Annotated in this window: 19 protein-coding genes; 8 read left to right on the top strand and 11 right to left on the bottom strand. The window is 46.1% G+C overall.

The features are described from left to right. The first annotated feature begins 435 nt into the window (after positions 1-435). Together QUB61_RS32135 and QUB61_RS32140 are read left to right on the top strand one after the other, a co-directional pair. Complete coding sequence (locus QUB61_RS32135; protein WP_333134324.1) at positions 436-2853, top strand: EF-hand domain-containing protein; 2418 nt, start codon at positions 436-438, stop codon at positions 2851-2853. Between the two features lie 176 nt (positions 2854-3029). Continuing rightward, positions 3030-3671 (top strand): RNA ligase family protein, encoded by a 642-nt coding sequence (locus QUB61_RS32140; protein ID WP_333134326.1) that lies wholly within the window; start codon positions 3030-3032, stop codon positions 3669-3671. Positions 3672-3709: 38 nt separating this feature from the next. On the opposite strand, the gene QUB61_RS40210 is transcribed toward QUB61_RS32140, so the two are convergent. Then, on the bottom strand, positions 3710-3895 hold the full coding sequence (locus QUB61_RS40210) for an NACHT C-terminal alpha/beta 1 domain-containing protein (protein ID WP_445300306.1): 186 nt from the start codon (positions 3893-3895) through the stop codon (positions 3710-3712). A gap of 96 nt (positions 3896-3991) precedes the next feature. Between QUB61_RS40210 and QUB61_RS32145 the strand changes: the two genes are divergently transcribed. Both QUB61_RS32145 and QUB61_RS32150 read left to right on the top strand, forming a co-directional pair. Further along, positions 3992-4312 (top strand): hypothetical protein, encoded by a 321-nt coding sequence (locus QUB61_RS32145; RefSeq protein ID WP_333134328.1) that lies wholly within the window; start codon positions 3992-3994, stop codon positions 4310-4312. Positions 4313-4346: 34 nt separating this feature from the next. Beyond that, complete coding sequence (locus QUB61_RS32150) at positions 4347-4994, top strand: hypothetical protein (protein WP_333134330.1); 648 nt, start codon at positions 4347-4349, stop codon at positions 4992-4994. 53 nt (positions 4995-5047) lie between these two features. Here QUB61_RS32150 and QUB61_RS32155 read toward each other — a convergent pair whose 3' ends face one another. Continuing rightward, complete coding sequence (locus tag QUB61_RS32155; protein WP_333134332.1) at positions 5048-5395, bottom strand: hypothetical protein; 348 nt, start codon at positions 5393-5395, stop codon at positions 5048-5050. 39 nt (positions 5396-5434) lie between these two features. Continuing rightward, positions 5435-5701, bottom strand: a complete 267-nt coding sequence (locus tag QUB61_RS32160; RefSeq protein ID WP_333134333.1) for a hypothetical protein — start codon at positions 5699-5701, stop codon at positions 5435-5437. Between the two features lie 9 nt (positions 5702-5710). On the opposite strand from QUB61_RS32160, the gene QUB61_RS32165 reads away from it, so the two are divergent. Continuing rightward, the gene (locus QUB61_RS32165) at positions 5711-6145 is read left to right on the top strand and encodes a hypothetical protein (protein ID WP_333134335.1); all 435 of its coding nucleotides are present in this window, start codon (positions 5711-5713) and stop codon (positions 6143-6145) included. Positions 6146-6460: 315 nt separating this feature from the next. Here QUB61_RS32165 and QUB61_RS40215 read toward each other — a convergent pair whose 3' ends face one another. The 8 genes from QUB61_RS40215 to QUB61_RS32200 form a co-directional block, all read right to left on the bottom strand. Next, complete coding sequence (locus QUB61_RS40215; RefSeq protein WP_445300305.1) at positions 6461-6634, bottom strand: hypothetical protein; 174 nt, start codon at positions 6632-6634, stop codon at positions 6461-6463. Beyond that, complete coding sequence (locus QUB61_RS32170; protein ID WP_333134337.1) at positions 6591-6824, bottom strand: type II toxin-antitoxin system PemK/MazF family toxin; 234 nt, start codon at positions 6822-6824, stop codon at positions 6591-6593. Before QUB61_RS32170 ends, QUB61_RS40215 begins: the two co-directional genes overlap by 44 nt. Continuing rightward, the gene (locus QUB61_RS32175) at positions 6779-7009 is read right to left on the bottom strand and encodes a hypothetical protein (protein ID WP_333134339.1); all 231 of its coding nucleotides are present in this window, start codon (positions 7007-7009) and stop codon (positions 6779-6781) included. The genes QUB61_RS32170 and QUB61_RS32175 overlap by 46 nt, the downstream gene beginning before the upstream one ends. Before the next feature lie 79 nt (positions 7010-7088). After that, a complete protein-coding gene (locus QUB61_RS32180; RefSeq protein WP_333134341.1) occupies positions 7089-7484 on the bottom strand; it encodes an ACP S-malonyltransferase in 396 nt (131 codons plus the stop codon). Further along, positions 7481-7855: a DUF433 domain-containing protein gene (locus QUB61_RS32185; RefSeq protein WP_333134343.1), complete on the bottom strand. Its 375-nt coding sequence runs from the start codon at positions 7853-7855 to the stop codon at positions 7481-7483. The genes QUB61_RS32180 and QUB61_RS32185 overlap by 4 nt, the downstream gene beginning before the upstream one ends. A 102-nt stretch (positions 7856-7957) precedes the next feature. Then, a complete protein-coding gene (locus QUB61_RS32190) occupies positions 7958-9151 on the bottom strand; it encodes a glutathione S-transferase family protein (RefSeq protein WP_333134345.1) in 1194 nt (397 codons plus the stop codon). Positions 9152-9385: 234 nt separating this feature from the next. Continuing rightward, the gene (locus QUB61_RS32195; RefSeq protein WP_445300307.1) at positions 9386-10267 is read right to left on the bottom strand and encodes a tetratricopeptide repeat protein; all 882 of its coding nucleotides are present in this window, start codon (positions 10265-10267) and stop codon (positions 9386-9388) included. A gap of 211 nt (positions 10268-10478) precedes the next feature. Then, a complete protein-coding gene (locus QUB61_RS32200) occupies positions 10479-13703 on the bottom strand; it encodes an ATP-binding protein (protein WP_333134350.1) in 3225 nt (1074 codons plus the stop codon). 396 nt (positions 13704-14099) lie between these two features. On the opposite strand from QUB61_RS32200, the gene QUB61_RS32205 reads away from it, so the two are divergent. The 3 genes from QUB61_RS32205 to kaiC all read left to right on the top strand — a co-directional run bounded on the left by QUB61_RS32205 (position 14100) and on the right by kaiC (position 17445). Continuing rightward, positions 14100-15035: a circadian clock protein KaiA gene (locus tag QUB61_RS32205; protein WP_333134352.1), complete on the top strand. Its 936-nt coding sequence runs from the start codon at positions 14100-14102 to the stop codon at positions 15033-15035. 189 nt (positions 15036-15224) lie between these two features. Further along, on the top strand, positions 15225-15539 hold the full coding sequence (kaiB, locus tag QUB61_RS32210) for a circadian clock protein KaiB (RefSeq protein WP_333134354.1): 315 nt from the start codon (positions 15225-15227) through the stop codon (positions 15537-15539). Between the two features lie 343 nt (positions 15540-15882). Continuing rightward, entirely contained in the window at positions 15883-17445 is a 1563-nt protein-coding gene (gene kaiC / locus QUB61_RS32215) for a circadian clock protein KaiC (RefSeq protein WP_333134356.1), read from the top strand. The last annotated feature ends 480 nt before the right edge of the window (positions 17446-17925 follow it).

Here is a 17925-nt window from a genome sequence, read left to right on the forward strand (position 1 = left end):
GTCATCTGCGGTTAATAAATTCTCTTTTTTTAACCGCAGATACAGGCAGATAAACACAGATTAACGCAGATGAATTATATCGAGTCCGGTTGCACCATCCGTGATTGTTGACTGTTGACTGGATTTTACGGCTGACGATGCTAGCGGAATTGATATAAAACGCCCCAGCATTGCGATGACGCTGGCAACTATGCAGAGTTATAGTATCGTTTGTAACAGTTGCGTAAGTTATCAGGAATTAAACTAAGTAAGTGGGTTTAAATAAACATTACATGGTAGACTAGCTTTTGCACTAATAACATCTCTCTTAGTATAGATCCTAGGCTAAACCAGCCCCGAGAAGACCCTACAAAATATTATTGTTTTTTTGCGCTTAGCTACTTATATTAGCCATAATTAATACACATAAAATAAAAAAATCAGGGAAAATTTAGTATGACATCTATGGAGCTTGAAAAAAAAGCCATGACTGAAGAAGAGGAGGCGAAGTTATGGGAAGTGTTCCAAGTATTTGACGCGGACGCCAGCGGTGCTATTTCATCAGAAGAACTCGCTCAAGTGATGCGATCGCTAGGCCAGAGTCCTAAGGAAACCGAGCTGCGCGACATGATCGAGGAAGTGGACTTAGACAAGTCTGGCAGTATCGATTTTGAGGAATTCAAAATGCTGATGGTGTCCGATTCTGGCGATCGCCAGAGTCGTCTCAAAATGTCATTTAGTGTATTTGATGAGGATGGCAGCGGTCAAATCACTAAAAACGAGATGCAGGATATGATGAGTCCGTTTGGGCTGACAGAGCCAGAACTCGATGAGATTATTAAAGAGGCAGATCATGACGGCAATGCCTTAATTGACTTTGAGGAATTCTGCAAAGTGGTACCGGATGAGTCAGAGATTACAACAGGATATCAAGACTGGCCGGTTGCGGTTGTCAGTACACAGACAACCGAGATTCCAGATAGTAAAGCGGCTGCGATCGAAAGTATAGCCACTGTTGTCAACGAGGCAGCTTCTGCCACTATTGAACCTAATCTACAAGATCTACAAGAACCACCCACCGATTGCAATCGAGAAATAGCGCGGCTAAAAGAACTACTCGCCCAACACCCACAAGCTGATAAGAAGCGCGGTACGTCCCGCTTGGAGATGCAGATTGGTTTGTTTCGTCTGATCCAGGGTGCAGCCTACCGCAGCTTCCGCGAGAGTTTTTCCGCCAACCACGAGACTCACCTGTGCGTGAGAAACTTGCCATACAGAATCCTTGATTTTGTGCGATTTGTCAGGAGTGCGATCGCGCTTTATAAAGGATTGGGTGTAGTAGAATCGGCGTGCAACCCTCTACTGGATGCAGTAGTTAAATCGCTCGAAGATGAATTTTGCCGACTAGAGGATCGGATCAAGAATTGGAAAACCGTAGAAAAAACTCCGGAAATGTTGGCAGAAGAAAAAGCCATGTTGGAGGCGCGGGGTAAGTCTGCCACGGCCAAGGAGAAGTTTGGGGCGGCAGTCGAGTTGGCAATCACGATCAAAAAGAAGAGTCTCAACTTGCGTGACATCGCCGAGGGTGTGCTTGCCATCAACGAACTCAACCGACTGCGAAAAATGGAGCTCAGTGAGAACATGGCACCGCCACCAGCCAAATCCGAGGGAGATCCCAAGGAGTATCTGAACAAGTGGAACCGCGTCATCATCTCGGATGCCTCAGAGGAAATCGATGGTGCGATGATGCCAGTAGCATATTGGTATGAAGACTTTATGCCGAAGTTGCTGGCTGCCTTCAGCGTCATTACCGCAGCAGACATTCCCTTCAATACGGTGCCTGATGAAGCAGCTTTAAACGAGTGGTACGAAGCGACTAAAACGTCTGGGGAATTTGGGCGCTATGGGGCGGATGTTGCAGAGGGCTTTCCCAAATGTGCTGCAAAACAGAAGTTGATGCTTCAACAAGCATGGCGCTTGACGCACCACTACCTCAATGGGGTACAGAAACGGCGCGAACGCTTGGAGTCGGGGCGCGAGTCTGGCGAACTCTCGCAATATGTGGCGTTTATCGATGTTTATATCGATCGCACTGAAGTAAAGAATTCACAAATGCGGGTCAGCTTCCCTTACTATATTGGGCCTGCGGTGTGGCGTTTATTCCACACTACGGCAGAAATCGTCTCTACCAAGACCCCCGAACAGCAAAAAACTCTGGTGGCAATTTTCAAGCACTTCTTCAAGCTGTTTGCCAGTATGTATCCCTGCCCCTACTGCCGCCACCACCTCAGCGCCTACGTGGTGGAGAATAAAGAGGTGGAAATTTACCCTGTGGAGTACCTCGTGCTTGGGCGCGACCCGCGTCTGAATAGCTTTGAGGTATCAATGGAGGCAAAGCTGTCTACTGTAGTAGATGGCCCTTCTCTGCGCTTATTCTTCTGGAAGTTGCACAACACTGTCTCTTCATCAATTGCGCGATCGGAAGAGTGGTATCAAAAGGATGAGGAAGCATTGTACACTACCCGTTATTGGCCCAGCATTGACTCCGAGCTAGCACGAGCCCAAGCCCTCAAACAAATCAGCATTGCGACCGATCGAATGTGCCGCCTCTACACTATACTCAAGCCCGCATCACGACTGACAGGGGTGAGAGCAATATTGCAAAAGCTGTTGGATAAGAGGGATGAGGAAGCTATCAAGGAGGTATGCTTAGTTGCCCAAGATTACATTAAGGAGTTGGACGAGGCGATCGTCACGGGACAATTCCTACAAGAGACATATTACTTTGACCCTGACCTTGTGGATCGAGCTCCTGTCTTTAGTCCTGAAGAAGAGGAGTTTGCTCGCAGCGGTGTGTTCGTAGAGGTTGCTTAAATATCAGTCATTAGTCAACAGTCATTAGTCATTAGTCAACAGTCATTAGTCATTAGTCATTAGTCATTAGTCATTAATCATTAGTCATTAGTCATTAGTCATTAGTCATTAGTCAACAGTCATTAGTCAACAGTCAACAGTCAACAAGCACGGACGGTGCAACCGGAATCGATATCATGCTTCTTGCCTATCCCAAAATTCCAGATAGTAAAAATTGCCCTAACGAACAATGTGTAGCTTTTGAGAAGTACGATGGCACTAATTTGCATTGGGTTTGGGAAGCTGAACTTGGTTGGTATGCTTTTGGTACGCGCCGCAGTAGATTTGATTTGGATGAGATGGGAATTGCAGAATTTAATGCTGCACATCCAGGTTTAGAAGAAGCACCGGAAATATTTAAAAGAGACTTTGCTAGTCCCTTAGAGTCTATATTTCGAGAGAACGAACAGTATCACTGTCCTGAAATTACTGTGTTTACAGAGTTTTTTGGTGCTAACTCGTTTGCGGGAAAGCACAAAAAGGACGATCGCAAACAACTGGTGCTTTTTGATGTGGAAACTGAGGGCGGTATGGTTGTTCCCGATCGGTTTATTCAGGATTTTGGTAAATTAAATATTGCGCGAGTAATTTATCGCGGCAAACTGACGGGCAAGTTTATGGACGATCTTCGCAAGGGGAAATACGGTGTAGATGAAGGTGTTGTGTGCAAGGGAGGCCGCAATTCTAATAATCTGTGGATGGTGAAGATTAAGACTGATGCGTATATGCAGAGATTGCAGCAAGCTTTTAAGGATGATTGGGAAAAATACTGGGAGTAATATCAAATCTGAAGGCTAACTTTTATCGGCTAGTTTTCTCATAGGGTGCGTTGCAGCCAGGTAAGTATAGATTGGATCATGTGGGGGTGTTGAGTTGAGAAAGTGGGAATGATTGGATGGGATGAGTCGGTGATGAGGCAGATTGTAGCGTTAAAGCGTCTGATGGCATCCAGAAAAGTTTGGCTAAAACCTTGGGTAGCGGCGATCGCGTCTTCGTAGAAAATAAAGTATTGGAAAAGCTATGGTCTTTCCGATCGAGAAGTTGAAAACTTGCCGACGCTTTACCAGCAGTATATGAATAAAAACGAGGAATCAACCTGATGAGCAAAGATAAAAAAGTGATGAATGAGTTAAAAAGTTTGATATATGCTCAAAGCAAAAAAGAATATAAGCAATGCTTATGGTTATGGCCTAAGTCTCATTGTAATAAAGACTGCATCAAAGCACACTCAATTCAGAATCGTCAGATTTTAGACCAACTAGCCAGCAAAAATCATGTCGTTATGGCTGTACCCAAACAAAATCTTAATACAGGGCCAGAGATAGAATTTAAGCAGGTTGGACGCAATCAAGCAACAACTTTTACAGGATTATGTCAAAAACATGATAGCGAACTATTCCGTCCAATAGATAGACATTAATGAGTTTGACGTTAGTAATCAACAGCAAAAATTCTTGATCGCTTACAGATCTGTTCTCCGAGAATTACATACAAGAATAAAAGCTGCCATTGATTCACAAACTATTTATATTGATTCACAAACTATTTATCAAAAATTTGTTGAGCTAGGAAAGTGCGATCCTAACAATTTGAAAGAACCAAGAATGTTGGACGCAACGGAAAAAATAATAAATGCTTATGAGGGGTATAAATACAAACAGGTGTACGATAATATCTACAATAGTAATTCATTCACGGAAATTGAACACGAGTGTATTCGGATTGAGAGAAATTGTCCTTTGGCTGTAAGCTCCCTATTTGATCCAATTAAAAGCATCATCGGGCGGAAAAGACTTGAACCAAAATTTATTGTTCTCAATGTTTTTCCACAAAACCAAGATACAATTATTATGCTTTCTTATTTGAGAGAGCATCAAAAAGCTTTAAAACCTCATGCTAATAAAATTAGCACTGCTACTGGTGAAGATCAACTCTATCTTCTTTCTAAGACTATACTGAGATATTGCGAAAATTTTGTCATATCTCCAGAACACTTCAAGGGTTTTTCTCAACAAAAAATCGATGCTATCAAAAACTTCTACTTGGCAACAGTCCGTCAAATTGATCTTGACCATAATGACCAAAACCTAATGCTTTTCTAGTTGCTCCTCTAAAAAGCAGTCATGGGTGATATCTCCAGAGTCAAAAGAATTACCTACAAGTCAGGGTCTACTGGATTGATATCTTCCGGGGGAGGATGACGACCCCGTAATTCCTCTTCTGCCCGAATTGCCCACATACTTGACCGATTCAAATCAAGGGCTTGTACCGTGGCTCGACCGATCGCCGCTAACCCGATCGCTTCCACAGCATTCCAAACAAAGTGAGTATTCCATCTTTGTTGACGAGGATTAAAAATATAGACAACCTCATCTTCAAGATCGATCGCCAACTCCACCAGCCCAGTATCCTCCTCTTCAAACAGAACCGGATTAACAATCGCATCAACCTTTAGTTTCATCGATCGAGCAGATAGCAAGCTGATGAAGTAGAGCAGCAGCAACGCCGATTTTGTCTGATTCCGATCGCCCTTTATACAAAATTAGCCGGATCTCGATCTCGCCGATGCTGGGGTATTTCTCCCAGTCGAGGAGTTGCCAGTAGATTTTGAGGTCGGTAGGGGCAATCCGCCTGTGGTTGCCCCATTTTTGCCTTCTGTGGATTTGGGGAAGTGGTGTTTGTTGACGAGTTGCAGGTAAATGTCGGCGGCGGGGCGATCGGGTTTATCGAATTTGCTGCGAGGATGCAGAGGAGTTGGAGGGTTTAGTCGAATCTTTGGGGCAGTGGTAAAATGGAAAAATGAATTCAAGGTTGTTTTATGTCAAATCCTGAATTGGCTCAACAGCGGCAGTTATCCCGGGAGGAGAATTTTCAAATGAAAGCTGTGATGACTTATGATGAGATAGCTGGCTTATGCGAGCAGCTTGGATACAGGGACAAGTTGCGCTTGGCGCAACTGCTGATACAGCTAGCCAGAAAAGAAGAGGAAACTCAAAACGCCCAACACCGAATTGAAGAGAACCAGAAAGACTTCTCGAAACCTCTCAATAGTTCGGAAGTAGTTGAATATGTTTGGGAAAGGCTCATAAAGTTAAAGCCCACCAAAATAAGCTCACTTAAGAATTCAATCGCCGCCATGTTTCAATTTCAAGGCGGAATTTCAGAGTCAGAACAAGTAAAAATAATATTTCAACTCGAAAAGTTAAAATATATACAAATTGATGCCAACAACAATCGAGTCACATTTTTATAGTTTAAACCGCAAATATGAGGACAAATAAACTCATGGCCGCCACAAGGTTCACAGAATAAAAACTCAAAATTCCCGTTTTCGCTCCCGCTTACACTGAGGCCAAAGGCCGCAATGTAGGATTTTTTTTAACACTAGACCTCTTGCAAAAGTCCTTTTCATAAATTTATTGGACGGGCTCTTCGGCCCGTCCCACAAGAAAAATAACTCTTGTGGGATGGGCATCTTGCCCGTCCTAGTTATTTTTGCAAGAGGTCTACTCCAAAAATCCTGCGTCACTCGATGCTATATTTGTTACCCCCCAGCTTTTGCATTCCCCTACTCTTCAAGTTCTAAATATCGAGCCAAAATCAGTTGAGTTTCTTGTATTTGTTGCAACTCCAATTGCCCAAGACAGCGCACCAGTCTGCGTTTATCAAAGGTCATCGGATCGACGCACACGATAAAACTATTGGTAGTCAGACCATTGATAGTCGAAGGAATTACTGGCAAAACAATGGGTCGTAAATGCTCGTTTGGAACAGCAGAAGAGGTGGGTAGAACTGTGACGCAAGCTGCGTTGATTAAAAGCAGTTCCTGAAATAATTACCGCCGATCGAGTCTTGCGGATTTCTGTACCGACTGAGGGATCGAAAGTTACGAGCCAGAGGCTTCCCAGTCGGTAATCGCTGCTTGCTGCCATGCTTCCTCCTCATCGGCTAATTCATCGCTCAGTTCATCCAGCAATAAACAGGCTTCTACCATTGCCTCCTGTTCTTGTTGTTTGCGCGACGCTTGCAATAAAAGCTCAATTAGCCGACTGCGATTTTCTACACGATCGTCAATGTAACGGACTAGCTCATCAGGCAAAGAGATAGATAGTTTCATAAAAAATACTCGATAGTGTTGGAAACTCAGTTTTTTTGGCTTGTTCGGCTAGCAGCACTGCCTTACTTATTGGCTCACCTTACGGAACAAAAAGACGACCAACGCCCATCCAGGTTTCGATATCCAGCAAGATTTCCAAAATACGGTCAACACAACGATTTCGATAGACTCGATCGGCTAAAAATCGATCGGCATCTCCAATCGTAATGACAGGTAGGGAATCCACTGTATTTTCTTCTCGGATCACCTGTTCCAGGGAGTCTTCACCCTTCATGCTGCGGTTTGCAGTAAGCAAAATCATCTGATTTGCCTGAGCAAGTCGCCACACAACTCGATCGTTACTGTCGATCGACAAATTCATCTGCTTGAAAGTCACCAAACGAATTGGGAGTAGATTTAACCAACCTTGACTCGCAATATTGCCCAATAAAATCTCTGCATGACCTCCGAGATTGTGATCGATCAGAAAATTCATGCTTCTAGTTCGTGTCTGGCTTTCTGTTCTCGGAGTTTTGCCCAAAGAGCCTCTCGACCGGGTTTGGGTGGCATCGCTGCAACGCGGGCTGAATGTTCGCGATTGCGTTCTTCCCAGTAATGCTGAATTTCCTTAGCTTGCCTTAAAACAATTTGATATTCTGCTTCGACTTCTGCACGATTTGCCTCTATATAGCATAAAGCAACGTTAATCTGATCGTCTGTTAAGTCAAACAAGGAACGGATAAACTTCGCGGGATACTGAGCCGTCAGGTAGTCCATCACATCATATAGAGTGATGCGCGTACCTGAAATTGTCAGTCCGCGCTCTGTACGAATAATGATTGGTTGGTTGTTGGATACTGAAACCATACCCATAGCCTCTGAAACAGTCTAGGAAATAATCCGATCGTACCTTACAAATTTGTAATGTCGTGTTTGTAGAAACCTTGGAGCAAATCCACCAGACGCCCCCTACACAAAATTAGCCGGATCTTGATCTCGCCGATGCTTCAGCAGAATCGGAGAACCTTGGCCATCACCCACCAAAGCCGCCGTTTCCTCCAACGCTTCCCTCAATCGCTTGGCCGCGTAGATGGACATATCCCGGGGCACATTCACCCGATCGCGCAAATACCGCAAAGCCGCATCAGAACCAGCCGGCGGCGTACAAACTTCGCCAGTCATCATCAAAGTTAAAGCACAACGCAAAGCCTCATCAAATAAATTGTCATCAGCAGGATTGACTCGAACGATGTTGCCGTGGTGCTTAATGACGCGGTGAAGTGCTTCAGCGCGGGAGGTTTCCGGTTCTGGATACATCACATCCGGCAGTCCAGCCCAAGGCCCATTATCCACGCGGGCTTTATTGAGTAGCATCTGAGGTTCGCCGTTTTCATAACACCCGCCCATCTGAGGCGGTAAATCGTGGACGTGGGTGTGAAAATCGCTCTGAGTACCGCGATAGGTAGGGCGGGTTTCCATCGCCGCAAACCAGTCAGCAAAGCGCGGGTTTTCTTCCCGCATCAAGTAGCCTTTGTAGTAGTAAAGACTGGCATTCATCCGTTCCACGTAGGGCGTAAAGATCACATCCGCAGTGCCAAATTCATCGAGGAAATAAGGCCCGGGGGTGCTGGCGAGAGCCTTTTCTACCTGGGCGACGACGCTGATAAATTGGTCGCGGTTGTGCTGTTCTACTTTGGCTGAACTTGCTGGGTAGCACAGCCAAGAGCACCAGGCCCTAAACAGCAGTCGTTCTAGCCGCCGCATGGGTATTACTGCGGGGTGTTCCATGCCCAAACCCAAGGGGCCATAGACTCGTTCGAGGGCGATTAAGATATCATCGCTTTCGGTGATGATGCGGCCGTCTAGTTCGATCGCCGGTAGCATTCCCGATGGCACTTTGCGCTTGTACCAGCTTTCCTTTTCCCCATAGCAGAACATAGTAACTTTGTCAATACGGTAGGGGATTTGTTTTTCTTCCAGCCACAGCCAGATTTTTTGACAGTAGGGACACCAAGCATGGTTGTCGCGGTACAGGGTGACTCGCACATCCGATTCGGTTTTACCAAACAGGCGCAAGCGGGCTTGGGCGTTGGTTGGCCCGTTGACGCGATCGACTTCAAAGTCTGTGAGGGCTTCTAGTTCTTTCCAGCTTAGGGGGGTCATGCGATTTTAGATTTTAGATTTTAGATTTTAGATTGGAGAATTGAAGACAGCGACTTCTTCGTGGCAATAATAGAACTTACGCACCAACTCAATCTGTAGGGTGCTTGTGGGCGCACCTTACCCCTACCCATAGCGCATTCAACTATTTTTTGGTCTTAGTCCTGAATAAGATAGTTGGCTGTAAGTTAAAAAAGGCTTTGAGGACTCAAGTCCTCACTACAAACGTAACTATAATTAAGGCGACATTTCGGGAGAGGGTGGGCCGTCTTGAATTTGTGCGAGTGCTGCTTTAATTTGGGGAGTGGCCAGGAAGTTTTCGGTATCTGCGATCAAACGATCGCCCCAGAGGTTTTCTTTGAGATATTCTACGGTAGCATAGCGTTTGTCGAGTTTCAGAGCTGCTTCCCCCATCGCTAAGCCTTTTGCTCGATCGCCTTTGCCGTAGAGTGCTACTGCTAGAGCTAGCATTGATTCTGCTGCTTTGTCGTCGAGGGCGATCGCCTGTTCCCAGCGTTTGATAGCGCCATCGACATCTCCCATTTCGTATTTGACCAATCCGATATTGTTGATTGCGGGCCAGAGGTTTTTTTCTAAAGCAAAAGCTTTTTCGTACTGGGCGATCGCCCGATCGAACCGCTTCAGCTTGTAAAAAGTGTTACCCAAATCAAATAAGGCGCCCGGAGTGTCTGGTTGTAATTTCAACCCTGCTTGCAAGTATTCGACTGCTTTCTCATAGTTCGCTTTCCGAAAGTGAGCTTCTCCCAAGACAAATTTAATAGAGGCATTTTCTGGCGACAGAGATTGAGCTTGCCCCAAAGCTTCAATGCCTTTGTCAAACTCCTCGACTTGAAGGTACAAACTGCCTAACAAAGTCCAAGTTTGAGCATTCTTAGGGGCTAATTGTGTAGCAAGTTCGGCTCTGGGGACAGCCAGTTCGTACTGCTGGAGTCTGGCTAGCTGGATCGCTTCTTCTGCAAGGCTCAGGGCTGTTTGTTCGAGTTGGGCAGAGTCGATTTGCAGGGTGTAAGGCAGGAGTGCCTGTGCGACAGCAGGCTCGGGCATTGTCCACAAACCGAGTGCGAGCACCAAAGATATTAAAGGAATGCGATTAGGCACTGTACAGCCCCAGAAAAAAATATAAGGGTTTCTCGATCGCCTATAATAACCCATATTTTTGACTTTTGATATTGCTTCCTGACTCGCAACGCTTCGCCGTTTTCAGTTAAATAGTTCCAAAATTATGTTTGGAAGGAAGGAATAAGAGTTTTTCTTCACTGCTTTAGAGAGGACTGAAGTCCTCACTACAAACCGGGTAAATTCTTCATTTTCAGCCACTTGAATGGGTTAATAAAGTCTGTTGAATTTTGTCTAATAATTGTGCTGCCGACAAGGAAGAAGGCAAAATTTTGGCAGATACTTCTTGCAGCAGAAAGTCGATCGCCTCCGATTCCGAATTTACAGCAGACCGATAATCCCAGACTAAAATTGGCCGTTTAACTGCCATTTGCCGGAGGTTCGATAGCGCCTGCAACATAGCGGGGGATTCTGAGGGGGCATCTGGCAAGCACAGCAAAACTAAGTCCACGCTTTGATATTGCAACTGCTGCAAAACTTCTGTCCAGGTCCTCGCTATCGACCCTCGAAATCCTGCGGTTTGGATGTACTGAATCAAAGCTTGAAAGTTGGGAGTAGAAAACTGGGAATTGGGGAGGGGAATCTCGGCAGTTGTCGGTCGATCGCGATTTTCCAATTCTTCCGTCGGGTTCCCCCCAGCAGTGCGGTGCAAATCGGGTAAAGTCGAAATGTCAGCAAATAAAATGCTGGGCTTCCAACTCATGCCAGCAGCGACTTGAATCACTTGCCACAATGCACTTGCCACCAACCCGGTACCTGAAGTTTCACTGTCCTCGGGACGGAGGCTAGCCAAACAGGGAAATACCGACAATCCTTTGACTTGATTTGCCAGTTGCGTAGTTGTGGGGTCTAAAGTCACCAAGGGAAGAGAACCCAAATTTCGAGACCGACTTAACTGTTCGATAAAAGCTAAGGGGTTTTGCAGTTGACTTGTACCGTCCAAGACGATCGCGTCGGGCCGCCAAATTCGGGCCACGAGTTCTGCTTGGCCGAGGTCGTCTGCTTCTAAAACCCGGCAGTAGTTGGGGTTGAGCAGTAAAGCGGAACCTTGAGAGGAACTGTTTTGCGGGCTGAGCCACAACACAGTTAAAGAACTCCTTACTTTAGCGGTACTGGCATTACTGTGGCCGATCAAGTCTCCCAGCAGCCGCCGCAAAGCTGGTTCTTCTACCGGCAAGCTCAAAAAGCCTTCGGCTCGGTTGACACTGGCCCGTTCTTTTTCCCCTCTGGTGGCCGTGACGATCGCCGGAATCGATCGGGTATCTGGATCGCTCTTGAGCAGCGTCAGCACGTCCCAACCGGACAGCAGCGGCAGCAGCGGGTTGAGGAAAATCGCTTCGGGACTGAACCTGCGGGCTTTTTCCAGCGCTTCGGTGCCGGAACGGGCGACTATTACTTGGTAGCCCAAACCCGAGAGGACGTTGGTTAAATCTTCGATATATTTGGGAACTGCTTCGACTATTAATACTAAACGAGAGCGAGAATTGGAGATCGGAGTCTGATATGGGGGTTTTAATAATTCTGACTCGGCGGAGGTCGGCGCTGGGAATTCTTCGCTGCTGTTTCCCGGAGGATTTGGCGGCAGTAGCAGGGTAAATTGAGAGCCTTGGTTTTCTGAGGAAATAAACGAAACGTCTCCGCCGTGGAGCCTAGCTAGGCGTTGAGTCAGTACCAGTCCCAGCCCGGTTCCTTGAAAACGCCTGGTTAGGGGGCTTTCTAACTGTTGGAATTTCTGAAATATCAGGTGCTGTTTGTCAGCGGGGATGCCGATGCCAGTGTCCCAAACTGTGAATGCGAGCCAGCCTTCCCAAACATTTACTTTCAATCCGATTTTGCCACCCGCTTCGGTAAATTTTAGGGCGTTGGAAAGGAGGTTGACGAGCATTTGTCGCAGCCGGAGCTCGTCGGCAATTAATTGGCTCACTCCCGGTTCTATTTCGAGTGTAAACTCTATTTGGTCGGAGGTTTCTGCGTTTGCTGCGCCATCGGTTGTGCTCGGCCCGGGAGGGTTTTTTTCTTCTTGCTGTTGCAGTTGTTTTGCTTGTTCAAAGGCTCTTGTGCAGGTTGCTGCTATTTCGACTGGTTCGGGAATTAGTTCTAGCTGCCCGGTTTCCATCCGGGTCAAGTCTAAAATGTCGTTAACTATTGTCATCAAATGCCGCCCGCTTTTATGGATTAGTTTGGCGTAGCGTGTTTGGCGGTCGTTGAGTTCTCCGATCAATTTATCTTTCAGGAGGCTGGACAAACCGAGGACGGCGGTGAGCGGGGTTTTTAGTTCGTGGCTGATGCAGGATAAAAATTCGTCTTTGAGTCGGTTGAGGTGGATTAAATCTGCGTTTTTCGCTGCTAGTTCTTTGGCGACTAAATGTTCTTCGGTGACATCTTGTCCCATTACTAAAATTAGCTTGTCTGAGAGCGGCTGTTTGACAAATTGCCAGATCCGTTCTTGACCTTTTTGTACGGGGCAATCGCAAATGTATGTGTCTGGTTTGCCGGCCATGGGACACCAAGCTGGAGCGGTTAATGTTGAGGGGGAGGCGGCAGCGTACAGGGGGAGCGGGCAACTGATGGCTGCGGTTGAATCGCGACGATCGCCCGAGCTACTTGCTGCTACTAGGCTCATGCACTCTTGGGTGAGGGCTTCTAGGTGCACGCTCTTGTATTCCGTTGTTAAATGGCTGGGTTTGTGGGGCGAGTGTTTGCGCAAAGAAGCTGCTGGTTCTGGAACTGGTTCCGGGCCTGCTCCCAGGAAAATCCGCCACGCTGCGTTTTGGCTGACTATTTGTGCGGCGGGGGTTTGCAATCTCAGGGGCAGGGGCAGTTTTTCTAGGAGTTGGACTAGGGAGTTCAGGTTTTCCGAGGGTTTCAATCCTGCTTCTAGAAAGCGCACTTGAGCGTCTAGGGCGGTGGCGATGGCTGAGGAAACGGGCATTAATTCGATTTCTTTGACTGCTGTTGGCTTGGCACTCTGACTGCTGTTGAGTGCAGCGAATTGCAGCAAGCTCAGGCTGTCTAGCATTCCTAAAAATTTACCGCTGGCATCTGTCAGGGCGATCGGGCTGTTTGAGGAGCGGCCGGCTGTTTGGCGGTTTGGCCGGGCTGGGGTGTTCAGTTCCTCTGTTTGCAGGTACTGCCAGAATTCACTGACGCTCAGAGCCGCGGGTAATGCCCTGACTGGTTCGATCGCGATCGGGCTTTCTGACAAAGGTTGCTGCCCGTCGTTTGTGCGATCGGCCACAAGTGCCCAAAGGCTGCGGAGGTAAACTAATCCCAGCGGCTGTAGCTGTTCGTTGACTACTGCGACTCGATCGCAGTTGCTGGAGCTAAAAATTGACCGCAGCGATTCTAGCGCCGCCGTTTGGAGGCACAGCGGCACTGGCTCGATAAAATTTTTGAGACTGGGGCTGGTGGTTGACATAACAAACCTGAGAGTCTGCTATCTATAGCAGTAATATTTTTGATATTCAAGGTAGCTGCGGCTTTCTGTATCTTATTTGTTTTATATCAGTTCGCTATTAGGTCGGGGAGCGGCACCGAGACCTCGGAGTTCGATGCCTGCACCTGATTTGAGGCGACTAGCAATTATTTTAAGGCTTAAGCTTAATTCCAGAAATCTAGCTCAGGGTGCTTGACACAAAAACAAAGAAGTACACTTTCATTATTCATGTGCTGCAAGCAGATCGCTTATTTTGCGGTTAAGATTGGTTAAAATAAATGTTGAGATGATTGTTACAATGTTAAGTTTTTTTAAAAGGAGATATCAACTCTGAGCGATCCAGCACTTTCGGGCAACTTAGGTGGTACACCTACAGCTTTGCTTCCCCAACTGTCTGTCGGTATTTTTATCCGCTCTGAGGAAATCGCAGCCTCTGCGATCGAGCTTTTGAGTGGCGAACGCTATGCTTTAACGCACATTAAGTCGGCAGTGGAGTTTTTGGGGTTCCTTAAGCACAATTACCACCTTGATTGTTTGGTTTTTGAGGTAAATCGGGATCTGCAATCGCTTCTGGGGAAGCTGCAAGAACGATCGATCTTTTTGCCTGCGGTGATTTTTTCGCCCCAGCCCGGGGTGGAAGAAAAGCCCGAAGCACCATATTCAGATGGTTTTGAGGCAGCAGCCAGTACCGCCAACAAGAGTCAAGAGGAAAGCTGTACTTTTTTTTATCACCCTGCTGAGGTGCAACTGGCAATCGCTCGATCGAGCGAAATAGCTTCAAGTATCGATCGGGCGATCGCCCAATTTCTGAAACTTTCAACTCCGGTTCCTGTCAATTACCAATCCGCAACGGTCGATGCGACGGTCCAATTAACCGCTCAAAGTTTGCTAAGCCGACAGCAGCGGCGGCTGGCGGAAAAATTACGCGAGCGATTAGGATACTTAGGTGTCTATTATAAAAGAAATTCACAGATTTTTTTGCGAAATCTGTCTGCACCCGAGAAGCAAAAGTTTTTGGAGCAACTCAAGTCAAGTTATCGCGACATCCTTTTGAATTATTTTTCTCAAGATACTGCGGTCAACAATCAAATAGATGAATTTGTGAATTTGGCTTTTTTTGCTGACGTTCCCGTCACTCAAATTGTAGAAATTCACATGGAATTGATGGACGAGTTTGCTAAACAGCTAAAATTAGAAGGGCGCAACGAGGAAATATTGCTCGATTACCGCTTGACTCTGATTGACGCGATCGCTCATATGTGCGAGATGTACAGGCGATCGATTCCGAAAGAGGCATCTCAAGGTAAAAGGTAGAAGGGATGCGGCAGAATTTAAGCAAGAAGAAAGTAGAAGATAGAATTTAACAAAGCAGAAAGCAGAACACAAACGGGCGCGCGATCGCGAGGCGGAAATTATTATAAAATAACAAAGAACAGCGGATTCAAGACAAATAACAACTATAACTAACATCTGACAACTAATACTCAACATTTAAAAAAGTTTATGAGTTCTCTGAAGAAAACCTACGTTCTGAAGCTGTACGTTGCGGGGAATACTCCCAACTCCGTGCGAGCGTTGAAAACCCTCAAGGACATTTTAGAACAAGAATTTCAAGGAGTCTACGCGCTGAAAGTCATAGACGTTCTCAAAAATCCTCAGCTAGCAGAAGAGGACAAAATATTGGCAACCCCAACACTGTCGAAAATTCTGCCGCCCCCGGTGCGAAAAATTATTGGCGATTTGTCCGATCGCGAGAAAGTTCTGATAGGATTAGATTTGCTCTATGAAGAACTGCGTGAAGAAAACCTGAATTCATAAGATAATCAGGTGAGAGTCAGTCGATTTTAGATTTGAGACGGGGGCGTGAGACGTTCGGCGAGCGCGATCGTCGAACCGTCGAGGATCGCTCGCCGTCCAACGATTTGAGATTTTAGATTTACTCCACAGATGAATCTGGGAGCTTGAACAAAAGTCTAAAATTTTGCTCTCTTCACGACAGGAGTACGTGGCACGGTATCTGTTTTTGGGCGGGGTCATTAGTCAGCAGTCAGCAGTCATTAGTTATTGAGCAAGAGTAAAAACTAAAAGCTCGGTACAAATACTCCCGATCGGCGGTTAATGAGTGACAACTAAATAATACTGATAAGTGACAAAAATCGACATGAATGAAATTAGTCAAACGGTTCAACGAGAAGGATTGGTAACGGCAGGAGTTGAAAAAATCCGCACCATGATTGAGGGTTTCGATGACATCAGTCACGGCGGAATGCCGCTGGGCAGAACCACCCTAGTCAGCGGCACATCAGGAACGGGGAAAACTTTATTTGCCGTACAATTTCTCTATAACGGAATTACCCATTTTGACGAAGCTGGAGTGTTCGTAACTTTTGAAGAATCTCCCGCAGATATTATTAAAAATGCTTGCAGTTTCGGTTGGGATCTGGCACAGTTAATCGATGAAGGCAAGCTATTTATTTTGGACGCTTCCCCCGATCCGGAAGGTCAAGATATCGTAGGAAATTTTGATTTGTCAGCCTTAATTGAGCGAATTCAGTACGCCATTCGCAAATACAAAGCCAAGCGGGTTTCTATAGATTCGGTAACAGCCGTATTTCAGCAGTACGACGCTGCATCGGTGGTGCGCCGAGAAATTTTTCGTTTAGTTGCGCGCCTCAAACAAGTAGGAGCAACTACAGTTATGACTACCGAACGGGTGGAAGAATACGGTCCGGTGGCCCGGTTTGGGGTGGAAGAGTTTGTGTCGGATAATGTAGTGATTGTTCGCAACGTTTTGGAAGGAGAACGCCGCCGCCGCACAATGGAAATTTTGAAGTTGCGGGGTACAACTCACATGAAGGGCGAATATCCTTTTACCATGACTAATGACGGAATTAATATTTTCCCATTGGGGGCGATGCGATTAACTCAAAAGTCTTCTAACGTGCGGGTTTCTTCCGGCGATAAAACTCTCGACGAGATGTGCGGTGGCGGTTTCTTCAAAGACTCAATTATTTTGGCTACCGGTGCAACGGGAACAGGCAAAACGCTGTTGGTGAGCAAGTTCTTGCAGAATGCTTGTATGAACGGCAATCGGGCGCTGCTTTTTGCCTATGAAGAGTCGCGAGCTCAGTTGTTCCGCAATGCTTATTCTTGGGGCATTGATTTTGAGGAAATGGAAGAGAAAGGACTGCTGAAACTGCTGTGTACTTACCCGGAATCTGCCGGTTTGGAAGACCACTTGCAGACTATTAAATCAGAAATTGCTGAGTTCAAACCTTCTCGAATTGCTATAGACTCGCTGTCGGCCTTAGCTAGGGGTGTCAGCAATAATGCTTTCAGGCAATTTGTGATCGGAGTGACAGGTTTTGCGAAGCAGGAAGAAATAACCGGCTTTTTCACCAATACAAGCGACCAGTTTATGGGGTCTCATTCGATTACAGACTCCCATATTTCTACGATTACTGACACGATTATCATGCTGCAGTATGTAGAGATTCGAGGAGAAATGTCGCGGGCAATTAATGTGTTTAAGATGCGCGGTTCGTGGCACGATAAAGGAATTAGGGAATACACGATTACCGAAAGAGGGCCGCAAATTAAAGATTCGTTCCGCGGTTACGAACGGATTATCAGCGGTTCTCCTACTCGCATTACGATAAATGAGAAGAGTGAGCTATCGCGGATTCTCCAGGGCGTGCAAGGTCAAGACGATGAGGATATTTGAGAGTTAGCAGTGATTCTTCATTATAAAGTAGGTTGGGTTGATCTAGGAAACCCAACTTTTTTAATTTGAGGTGTTTGTGAACATTTATAGCAACCGCGACCATATTTGGGAGGTTCTTAATTGCTGAAATATGAGCTTTTATTTCCTTCTGCTATAGCAATCCGACTAAATAGGTTGTGGTAAACATCTTGGGGCAAACTGTTGGGCATCTAAATTGTATATTTCAATGACGTATCAAAAATCATAAAATCCTCTCCCCATCCAACCCTCAAACATAACAGAAAATCTTTCAGACCTAGCAGCTTAGTGCCGGGCGGTGCCTATCCCTACTACCCCTAGATTTAGGGAACGGGGGATAGCCTCTACAAAAATATGAGAACTCAACTATTCTCAAAAACCATTATTTACCGAAAATTTTGGGTTTAAAGCCCCGTCCTTCTAGGACGGCTTTTTATTCTGGTTTATGTTAAGATAAAGACA

The organism is Microcoleus sp. C2D2 (genome assembly GCF_036702495.1).
GTDB lineage: Bacteria > Cyanobacteriota > Cyanobacteriia > Cyanobacteriales > Microcoleaceae > Microcoleus.